The sequence below is a fragment of the Luteibacter sp. P4_D7_3 genome (genome assembly GCF_056401735.1).
This window is the reverse complement of the sequence record NZ_JBFUIT010000181.1, coordinates 1-8,097: the sequence shown is the minus strand read 5'-3', so window position 1 is coordinate 8,097 and position 8,097 is coordinate 1. Positions and strand designations below refer to the sequence as shown.

Sequence of the window (8,097 nt, the reverse complement as noted above, 5' to 3'; positions counted from 1 at the left end):
GTCATGACGGTCTCTATCCGACTACCGCTACGCATCGCTCGCCTCGACTGTACTGGCTTGGAAAGCATTACAGTTTCTTTTAATTGTACTGCTTTGTGCCTCGTTTCGGCCCTTTCCGGATGCTCAACTTCATCGGTCTGATAAGGAACGACCGATGGAAAAAGCAGCAAGTGGATGGATCAATGGATTCATCGGTGTCGCCATCTTCGCCGGCTCATTGCCGGCAACGCGTGCGGCCGTGGCGGACTTCGATCCGATATTCCTGACCTGTGCGCGGGCATCCATTGCCGGACTGTTGGGACTGGCGCTCCTTTTGGTGCTGGGACAACGGCGACCGGCATTCGTCCATCTCGTGCCCCTGGCGATGACTGCTTCAGGGGTCGTCGTGGGCTTTCCGCTGCTGACTGCGCTGGCATTGCGGCATGTCACATCCGCCCACTCGGTCGTCTTCGTTGGCTTGCTTCCGCTGTGCACGGCCATCTTCGGTGTGCTTCGCGGAGGCGAGCGTCCCCGACCCGTCTTCTGGGTGTTCTCGATCTGTGGTGCTGCGCTGATCGCAGGCTACGCGGCCATCAGCAGCGCGGGCGGATCCGCCCAAGGCGACCTGCTGATGCTGGCCGCCATAGTCGTCTGCGGCATGGGGTACGCCGAAGGCGCGCGCCTTTCGCGCATCCTGGGAGGCTGGCAGGTCATCAGTTGGGCGCTGGTGTTGGCGCTACCCGTCATGTTGCCAACGGCGCTCGTCACCATGCCCGCCTCGTTCGAGCACGTGAGCCGGGCCGGGTGGCTTGGCCTTGCCTACGTCTCGGTATTCAGCATGTTGATCGGTTTCGTGTTCTGGTATCGCGGACTGGCGCAGGGCGGCATCGCAGCGGTAGGACAACTGCAATTGGTCCAGCCCTTCATGGGCCTCGCACTCGCCGCGCTACTGCTGCGAGAAACAGTGAACTGGACTATGTTGCTCGTTACGCTAGCCGCGGTGGCGTGTGTTGCCGGGTCGAAGAGGTATGCATCCCCGGCGCAAGGTAAGCTTTAGGCTTACACCTTAGGGGCGTTATTCCGTGCGGACATTCTCGATCATCGTCATGCTAGTGATCGCATCCATGGCAGGCAGCGCCGCTGCTCATGCCGAAGACTGCGACGAGGCATCCAGTCAGCTGTCAATGACCACGTGTGCCGACCAGGAATTCGAGGCGGCAGATAAGCAATTGAACGCCACGTACCGCCAGGTCACCGCTCGGTTGAAAGGTGATCAGGCCGCGACCTCACTCCTGATCAAGGCACAACGCGCGTGGCTTACATTTCGCGATGCGCAATGCGAGTTCGCCGCCTCGGCGAACGCCCAGGGGAGCATCTATCCGATGCTGATTACCCAATGTCGCAGTGCTGCCACACACGCCCGAACCAAGGAGCTGGAAGCTCTTCTTCACTGTGAGGAAGGCGACATGAGTTGCCCTGTGCCCGGACCGTAATCCCGGGCTATCGTAAGCTTCCCCGTCAAGCAGACATTTCAAAACTAGAACATCAGGCGGCTTGTTGACGGTATCGAGGCGTGAAAAGAGGTGTTGATCGAGGACTTCTTCGCGGAAGGTTCGATTGAATCGCTCGATGTACGCATAGACTTTCCCGTACCAGACACGTCGACAGTGAGCGCGCCCCTGCAGGACGGCATGATCAGCACGATGCCGTGAATACCGTCGCTTTCCACTCGCGCGGTCAAGGCAATGCGGCGGTGATCATAGACAGATGGGCTGGCACCCGAGACCGACGTGAAGACGCCCTACTTGTCGATGCAAAGCGAGATCGGTTTCGATCTCACCTCACCTTCGAAGCCTGCAAAATCTTTTGCCATTCCATCGTGGTAGATCGCCGAAATGGTGTAACAACCCTTTGTCAGCATATGAGCGTTCTTGATGATCTGAAGATTGAACATATGCCCGATTACTTGCCCAGGCGTCAGTATGATGTACGTACTTTCAGTAGGAACTTCGGGATTAATGTGCGACGCGTCAGGGAAGACCTTTGCGTGATTTCGAATATCGAAGGTCAGGCTCCCGAAGATCCGATCAAGCAGGAAGTCCTTACGCACCTTGACCGCGTTGTCTTGTGTGTTCGCAACAATAACGTAGATATCGCCCTTGTCACGCGACACTTTCAATGAAAGCTCGTCGGAAGCATGAGACAGCACAGGAACCGCCATCGCAATTACGAAGGCGATGATCTGCTTCTGGAAATATTTCATATCAATCACCTAAAGGCTTATAGATGCGATGACCAATCAAGGACTTATTAATCGCCGCGGTAGGACAACTGCAACTGGTCCAGCCCTTCACGGGCCTCGCACTCGCCGCGCTACTGCGAGAAACGGTGAACTGGACGATGTTGCTCGTTGCGCTTGCGGCGGTGGTGTGTGTTGCCGGGTCGAACAAGTATGCAAGCCGGGTCACATGAATTGCGATGCTTCCCGATAGCATCACTTCTACGCCGATGTGAAATACGCCGCGTTCCTCAGAATCGCCGGCTCAAGCACTCTCAGCACGTCGCTCGCCTGGATTCTCAGAGGCTCCCACGAGCGATGCCGCATGGTGGCGATGGATCCCTCGCGACTGTTCGTAGGCAGGCCCCCGACGACGATGGCCTCCTCAGGCAGTTCCTTCAATGCACTAGCTAGCCTGACGAGCGCAGCAGACTGAGCTTCCGTGAAGTACGACATCGGAGAGCTGACCATATTTGGAATCGGCCCTGAAACGTCCTCCTGAATTTCCCAGGCGGCGTTGTAGTTACCCATCACTTCGCACTGTTCCTCGGCAGTGAGCTCAAGAATGCGAAGTGCCTTGAGGAAGTAGAAGATTTCGTGCTCGAACCACTCTTCCTCGGATATTTCTTCGTTCTCGATGGGTCCTCCACCCGACTACCTGCTTGAATCCATCATTACTTTCACGGCCGCCCTACCCCCGGGGGTCATAAACGGAAGCAGCGCGTCGAAGTCCGCAGTGAACCCGATGTCACAGCCGTCTCCCGTCGCCCATTGGTTGAAGGCCATGCCGGTGGCGGTAAGACTGATACGAAACGACACCGCACCGGTGTATTTCGCCGTGCAGTTGTCGTCGCCTGCCGGTATATCACCGGGCTTCACGAACTTCGCCAGCAGTGGCGCGGGCATGGTCGCCGAGTCATCGGCGCCTGGGGTACCTTTCGCACCGAACCATCCCCACAGGTCGACACGCTTGCCCGTCACCAGGTCCCAGGTCAGGTCGTGACTCGAAATACCGCTTTGTCCCATGCCAGCCGCCCATGAGTAGAAGTTTATCGACAGGTACCGGCCTAACCAGAACGAAGGTGCCACGGTCGTCTCGTCGTCCATGACGAACCCGCGCGTGCTCAGGTCGTTGCGACGTCGGGCGTTGTACTCAGCCACTGTTGCCGGGCTGTCGTCGATGAACTGGCGAAGGTCGCGGTTGATGGCGTCGGCGGCGGCACCCGGTAAAAGGATCTGGATCGTCGCCTGGTTCAGGCCGGATAGCGTGCGGTAGCCGTGACCATTGAAGTCATTGCGCGGGCCGGTGACCACGCGCGGCGCGGTTGGCGCTTCCAGCAGCGCGACGAAGGCATCGCTGCCGCAAGCTTTTGGGTCGGCTACACCGGCGCGGGTCAGCGCGACAGGCACCCCGACCGCGTCATCCTTTTTCTTCTTCCAGCTGCCGGCGAGCGTGCCGCTCCCCGCGGCCAGTTCGACTTCCCAGACGCCGTCGGCTTCCTTGATGGTCTTGTTACTCGCGTCGAAGCCAACGCTGATGGGCACGAGGTGCTTGAGGTAGTAGTAGCTGCCCTCCGCCCCGTGGGTGTCCGAGCGATTGAAGCAGGCGACAACAGGTTGCCGTCCGATGCTGCCTTTCCAGATACCGGGCAGAGCCGCAGGATCGAGTGACGCGGCCATGACCAGTGGCGACGTGATCACCAGCGCAGCGACAAGTATTCGTATGTATCCAATCAGTCCCAGGCGCATATCCGGTGGAGTTCCTTCTCGTGGCGTTGCGGAATCTTACGCCGTACCGCTACACACCTGCGACGGGGCCTCGCACCAACGGCACCGCCGCCCGAATCACCGACCACCCCGTCTGCAAAAACAACACGGCCAACGCAGCACCGAAGATCAGGTCGAGCCACCACCAGCCGGTCCACGCGATCAGCCCGCTGGTAACCAGCACTCCCGCATTCCCGATGACATCGTTTCGCGAACACTGCCACACCGAACGCATGTTGATGTCGTCCGCGCGATAGCGCGTCAGCAAGACCAGGCAGGCGCCGTTGAGCATGAGCGCGCCGGCCGAGGCCAGGCTCATCAGGCTCGTGGTGGGTGGCACCCCGTGGGATAACCGATAGACCACCTCAGCCATCACCACCGCCGCAAAGGCCACCTGCAAGCCACCCTTGGTCAACGCGGACATCGCGCGAGCGCGCAGGGAACGACCGACCACCAGCAGACTGATGCCGTAGACCAGGGCATCTCCCAGGCTGTCCAGCGAGTCGCCCTGCACGGCACTGGAATTAGCCAACCAGCCGATGCCGAACTCGCCGCCGAAGATCACCAGGTTGATAACCAGCACGGTCCAAAGCACACGGCGATCGGCCGACGTATCCGCCAGGGCGCGGGCCTCGCAGTTATCGTGATCACAGCAACCCATGCAGGGAGTTCCACCAGGAAAGGGCTTAGACTGAGGTCCGTAGTAACTACGGAGTCAACCCATGCGCATCAGCGAACTAGCCGCCGCCACCGGGTGCAACCTGGAGACGATCCGGTACTACGAACGGATCACTCTGCTTCCCGAGCCGCCCCGGCTGGGGACGTATCGCCAGTACGGCGCCGACGACGTAGCGCGTCTGGACTTCATCATGCGGTGCCGGCATCTGGGCTTCAGTCTCGAGGAGACCCGGAGCCTGCTCGGCTTGAGTGCCAGGCGAGACGATTCGTGCGCGGCGGTCGACGTGATCGTCCAGACGCACCTTGAACAGATCGAAGCGAAGCAGCGGGCGCTAGCGGAGATGGCTGCGGATTTGCGGGGCATGCTCGCGGCGTGTGCGCAGGGTACCGTCGCGACATGTAGCGTCGTGCGCAAGCTCGCTCACTGATTCGCTATCCCACGCGCAAAAACGCCGCCGCATCGAACGATGCGGCGGCGTCTGTTGGTCAACGCTGGTCGCTAAGACCTACTTCCGCGCAGCAATAATCTCGCTCAAGTAATCCGGCGTCCCATCCACCCGCACCAGATGCGGATACTGCAGACCACCGTGATAGTCCACGGGAACGGTACGGAACCGACCCTGGTACTTCAGCGTCAGCTCGATCGGCGTCTTGCTGTCTTTGGCGGCAGTGATCGCCGTCGTCAGGACATCCTTCGAGTAGGCCGCGCCGTTGACCGCGACCACGGTGGCACCGCTGCTGACGCCTGCCTTGAACGCAGGGCCGTCCCAGCGCACGTCGCCCACCTTACCGGCGTCGGTCATCGTCAGGCCGATCGACCAGGTGAAGTTCACCAGGTGGCGCAGCGCTTCCGGCCGGGCGTCGTACGCCTTCTCGTAGTCGCTTTCCTTGTCGTCATAGACCAGCTTCCAGCCCGTGCCCGCCAGGCCATCCTGCAGCTGCGGATTGACCGAGGCGACATGCGCCTTCAGGAAGCTCGCCCAATCGTACTTGGCAACACCATCCAACGCTGCCACCACGTCCTCGAACGTATAGGTCTTGGGCACATAGCTGCCATTCTCGACACCGAAGAAGCTGCGCGCGAAATCGTCGAGCGACGACTTGTCGTGCGTGAGGCTGCGCAGCTTGGTGTCCACCGCCAGCCACATCATCTGGCCGCCGCTGTAATAGTCCTCACTCATCTGCCAGCTGCGGTACGGTAGGGGCCGACGCTGCGCAATGGTCGGATCATTCGTGGTGTCCTCGAGCGTGCGCCACTGGAAACCTTCGCGGTTGCGCTCGTAGTTGGCGGCGACCAGCGCCAGCCCGTCACGGAATTCCTGCGGCGACCACATCCCGGCTCGCGCGGTCAGTACAAAGCCCCAGTACTGCGTCTGACCTTCGTACACCCACAGCAGCGAATCGCCCATCGGAACGTTGAAGTTGGGCGTCCACAGGTCGGCCGGACGGCGGAACTTGCCGTTCCACGAATGCGTGTACTCATGCGCCAACAGGTCGCGCTCGGATGCCGCGTCCTTCCAACCGGTGAAGTAGTCGGCGCCCAGTCCGTCTTCGCTGGACTGGTGATGCTCCGTGCCGTTACCCGCCAACTGATCCGACAGCGAGAACAGGAAGTCGTAATGGTCGTAGTGGTGCGAGCCGAACAGCTTCGTCGCCTGCGTCACCAGGTTGCGATGCACCGTGAGCTGCTCGGGCGTCATCTCCAGGTACTTCGGTTCATCCGCGACCACGTCCAGGAACACCGGCGCCTTGTCGCCCGGGTTGAGCGCGACGCGCTTGAAGTACTGACCCGCGTAGACCGGCGAATCGACCAAGTTCTCGAAGGACACCGGCTTGAAGGTGGTGGTGTCGCCCGTCTTCGTGGTGGTCTCCAGTGCGGTGCCGAGCTGCCAGCCATGCGGCAGCGTCAGGCTGGGCGCGAAGGTGATGCCGCGCGTGTAGTAGCCCGCGGGATACAGCGCCACCTTGCTCCACTCCATCGACATCAGGCGATCGGTGATCTCGAAGTCCGCGTCATCCCCGCGCTCGGAGAGGTACTGAAAGTCCGCGTCGATCGACGAGACATCCGCCGGCACGTCGAGATGGAAGGCGTAGACGTTGTACTCATCGCGCTTCCACGCGAGCGGCTTGCCATTGGCGCTGAGCTTCAGGCCAGCGAGCATGGCGATCGGGCCGGTGGGCGAGTGGTCGCCGGGAATCCACTGCGGGTACAGCAGGGTCAGCGCGCCCGCCTTCACCGGAATGGATTCATGGACGCGGAAGATGCCCTGCGCCGTATCGTTCGCATCCACGTGGATCGCCACCGTTCCGACGTACGGCGTGTCCTGCGGCGGGGGTACATGGTCGGAGACAGTCCATTGCGCGGCAGCCGTGCCGGAGGCGAGGGCCAAGGCAAGGGAGAGAGAGAGGCGCGAAAACTTACGATGCTTGGCAGCCGGCAGACCGGCGAGAGGGACTGAGTGCATGAAAGGCTCGACGAGTAAGTGAGGAGGGGCACATGCGAACCATGCGGCCGCCGTGAATCATAGTGCCCATTCCGCTCTTACCCGAGTGCCTTAACGCCTCGACGTTTGGCGACAGCCGCGCGCTTGCCCGCCACCTTCGCAACGTTCGCCGCCGGCACGCAACTACCACCGCTACCCGCGCAGCAGTTCTCGGTCAGGTAACCGACAAGGCCATTCACCGCGGCAATCACCGGCGCGTAGTAAATGAAGCGACCGCTCTGGCGACTGGTGACAAGGCCCGCGTGCAGCAGCTCTTTCAGATGGAACGAGAGGGTAGCACTCGGAAAACCCAGACGTTCGCCTATCACCCCCACGGGCAATCCTTCCGGCCCCTGCTCGATGAGCAAGCGGAAAATCGCCAGGCGCGACTCCTGAGCGAGCGCGGAAAGGACCTTGATGGCGTCGGCGGTTTGCATGGCGGTTGCGTCGTTCGTCTCGATATCTCTAGAATGATAGAATCGTTAGCGCCAAGCAACCCTCGGAGAGCATCGTGACGTCAGTCGATCTTCCCCACCTGACCGGCAACCTGCCGCTGCCCGAGTGGGAACGCCTCACCGTCCAGGGCGATGGCGGCCATGCACCCCGCATCCTGATCCTGTACGGCTCGCTGCGCCCGCAATCCTTCAGTCGCAAGCTCGCCTACGAGGCGGAGCGCATCCTCCAGCACCTGGGCGCCGAAACACGCGTATTCGATCCCGCCGAGCTTCCGATGCTCGACAGCGTGCCCGCGAGTCATCCGAAGGTGCAGGAGCTTCGTGCGCTTTCGTTGTGGTCGGAGGGCCACGTCTGGGTCAGCCCCGAGCGGCACGGCAGCGTGACCGGCGTCTTCAAGAACCAGATCGACTGGCTGCCGCTGGAAGAAGGCAGCGTGCGTCCCACCCAGGGCAGGAC

General features: G+C 61.2%; 10 protein-coding genes and 1 pseudogene. 4 read left to right on the top strand and 7 right to left on the bottom strand.

From position 1 onward, the window contains the following. Positions 1–154 precede the first annotated feature (154 nt). Both AC1DSN_RS14865 and AC1DSN_RS14860 read left to right on the top strand, forming a co-directional pair. Entirely contained in the window at positions 155–1,036 is an 882-nt protein-coding gene (locus tag AC1DSN_RS14865; protein WP_477331371.1) for a DMT family transporter, read from the top strand. A 49-nt stretch (positions 1,037–1,085) separates the two neighbouring features. After that, the gene (locus tag AC1DSN_RS14860) at positions 1,086–1,472 is read left to right on the top strand and encodes a lysozyme inhibitor LprI family protein (protein WP_477331369.1); all 387 of its coding nucleotides are present in this window, start codon (positions 1,086–1,088) and stop codon (positions 1,470–1,472) included. A 60-nt stretch (positions 1,473–1,532) separates the two neighbouring features. On the opposite strand, the pseudogene AC1DSN_RS14855 reads toward AC1DSN_RS14860, so the two are convergent. The 5 genes and pseudogenes from AC1DSN_RS14855 to AC1DSN_RS14835 form a co-directional block, all read right to left on the bottom strand. Then, positions 1,533–1,616: pseudogene (locus tag AC1DSN_RS14855) on the bottom strand (integrase core domain-containing protein); the annotation flags it as partial. Positions 1,617–1,780: 164 nt separating this feature from the next. After that, positions 1,781–2,242 carry a hypothetical protein gene (locus AC1DSN_RS14850; RefSeq protein ID WP_477295179.1) on the bottom strand — a complete coding sequence of 154 codons (462 nt, stop codon included), beginning with the start codon at positions 2,240–2,242 and terminating at the stop codon, positions 1,781–1,783. Between the two features lie 237 nt (positions 2,243–2,479). Next, the gene (locus AC1DSN_RS14845) at positions 2,480–2,788 is read right to left on the bottom strand and encodes a hypothetical protein (RefSeq protein WP_477331367.1); all 309 of its coding nucleotides are present in this window, start codon (positions 2,786–2,788) and stop codon (positions 2,480–2,482) included. A 123-nt stretch (positions 2,789–2,911) separates the two neighbouring features. Beyond that, positions 2,912–4,006, bottom strand: coding sequence for a hypothetical protein (locus AC1DSN_RS14840; protein ID WP_477296937.1), 1,095 nt, complete (start codon positions 4,004–4,006; stop codon positions 2,912–2,914). A gap of 49 nt (positions 4,007–4,055) precedes the next feature. After that, complete coding sequence (locus AC1DSN_RS14835; RefSeq protein ID WP_477296939.1) at positions 4,056–4,685, bottom strand: cation efflux transmembrane domain-containing protein; 630 nt, start codon at positions 4,683–4,685, stop codon at positions 4,056–4,058. 61 nt (positions 4,686–4,746) lie between these two features. Between AC1DSN_RS14835 and AC1DSN_RS14830 the strand changes: the two genes are divergently transcribed. After that, entirely contained in the window at positions 4,747–5,130 is a 384-nt protein-coding gene (locus tag AC1DSN_RS14830) for a MerR family transcriptional regulator (protein WP_477296940.1), read from the top strand. Positions 5,131–5,208: 78 nt separating this feature from the next. On the opposite strand, the gene AC1DSN_RS14825 is transcribed toward AC1DSN_RS14830, so the two are convergent. Continuing rightward, complete coding sequence (locus tag AC1DSN_RS14825; protein ID WP_477296941.1) at positions 5,209–7,167, bottom strand: M61 family metallopeptidase; 1,959 nt, start codon at positions 7,165–7,167, stop codon at positions 5,209–5,211. Positions 7,168–7,244: 77 nt separating this feature from the next. Next, positions 7,245–7,622, bottom strand: a complete 378-nt coding sequence (locus AC1DSN_RS14820) for an ArsR/SmtB family transcription factor (RefSeq protein WP_477296943.1) — start codon at positions 7,620–7,622, stop codon at positions 7,245–7,247. A gap of 74 nt (positions 7,623–7,696) precedes the next feature. Here AC1DSN_RS14820 and AC1DSN_RS14815 point away from each other — a divergent pair. After that, positions 7,697–8,097 (top strand): NAD(P)H-dependent oxidoreductase (locus AC1DSN_RS14815; RefSeq protein WP_477331365.1); only part of this gene is annotated, 401 nt, incomplete at its 3' end.

What these genes read in the sequence shown, in the direction of transcription:
- AC1DSN_RS14845 (WP_477331367.1), bottom strand. Translation starts at nt 2,788, where the DNA reads ATGGGTAACTACAACGCCGCCTGGGAAATTCAGGAGGACGTTTCAGGG.
- AC1DSN_RS14840 (WP_477296937.1), bottom strand. Translation starts at nt 4,006, where the DNA reads ATGCGCCTGGGACTGATTGGATACATACGAATACTTGTCGCTGCGCTG.
- AC1DSN_RS14830 (WP_477296940.1), top strand. Translation starts at nt 4,747, where the DNA reads ATGCGCATCAGCGAACTAGCCGCCGCCACCGGGTGCAACCTGGAGACG.
- AC1DSN_RS14820 (WP_477296943.1), bottom strand. Translation starts at nt 7,622, where the DNA reads ATGCAAACCGCCGACGCCATCAAGGTCCTTTCCGCGCTCGCTCAGGAG.
- AC1DSN_RS14850 (WP_477295179.1), bottom strand. Translation starts at nt 2,242, where the DNA reads ATGAAATATTTCCAGAAGCAGATCATCGCCTTCGTAATTGCGATGGCG.
- AC1DSN_RS14835 (WP_477296939.1), bottom strand. Translation starts at nt 4,685, where the DNA reads ATGGGTTGCTGTGATCACGATAACTGCGAGGCCCGCGCCCTGGCGGAT.
- AC1DSN_RS14825 (WP_477296941.1), bottom strand. Translation starts at nt 7,167, where the DNA reads ATGCACTCAGTCCCTCTCGCCGGTCTGCCGGCTGCCAAGCATCGTAAG.
- AC1DSN_RS14860 (WP_477331369.1), top strand. Translation starts at nt 1,086, where the DNA reads ATGCTAGTGATCGCATCCATGGCAGGCAGCGCCGCTGCTCATGCCGAA.
- AC1DSN_RS14865 (WP_477331371.1), top strand. Translation starts at nt 155, where the DNA reads ATGGAAAAAGCAGCAAGTGGATGGATCAATGGATTCATCGGTGTCGCC.